Below are 515 nucleotides of genomic sequence, written 5' to 3'. Positions count from 1 at the left end.
TGTACGATGAACCGCCGAAACGCAAGAAAGGTCAACGAGGCAGACCGCGAAAGTATGGGAGAAAATACACGCCCAAGCGTATTGCGCATCTGAAACGCTCCATGGTCACCTTCGCTGCCAGCCATGGAGAGCGAAGCGAAGGCTGGTAGACCCCAGTAGCCGCGAGGCCGCACTGTTTTCCCGGCGTGCCTTGCGCCAGAGGGAAAACAAAGTAGGCCTCCGAACGCGGCGTCCAGTCATTGGGAGCCAAGTACGGAGCAGCAACGAGCTTGCGAAGTTGTTGCGTAGTGCTTGGTGACCAGGACGGCTGGGGCACCAATAGGTTGTCAAAGGCCGAGTCGATTTTGGGGACTGGGATGTCCCAAAATCTATCACGAGGCCGAAGACACGCTTGGCCATTGTATGGAAAGGAGCAAGAGGTGCGTTATCGGAGTAAAGTGTTAATGGCCCATTTTCTTGGGGGACGTTTAGTTTAGCGTAGAAACCCACGTCCTTAGGACGTGGTCATGAGTGAT

At 55.0% G+C, this 515-nt stretch carries 1 protein-coding gene; it reads right to left on the bottom strand.

All coding sequences use genetic code 11. The features are described from left to right. Positions 1-31 precede the first annotated feature (31 nt). Positions 32-316, bottom strand: coding sequence for a hypothetical protein (locus tag ACOCD2_RS26205; RefSeq protein ID WP_294059889.1), 285 nt, complete (start codon positions 314-316; stop codon positions 32-34). Positions 317-515: the final 199 nt, after the last annotated feature.

Source organism: Thiolapillus sp. (assembly GCF_048562965.1).
In the GTDB taxonomy this organism is placed as follows: domain Bacteria; phylum Pseudomonadota; class Gammaproteobacteria; order Chromatiales; family Chromatiaceae; genus Thiolapillus; species Thiolapillus brandeum_A.
This window is presented reverse-complemented; position numbering and strand designations above follow the sequence as displayed.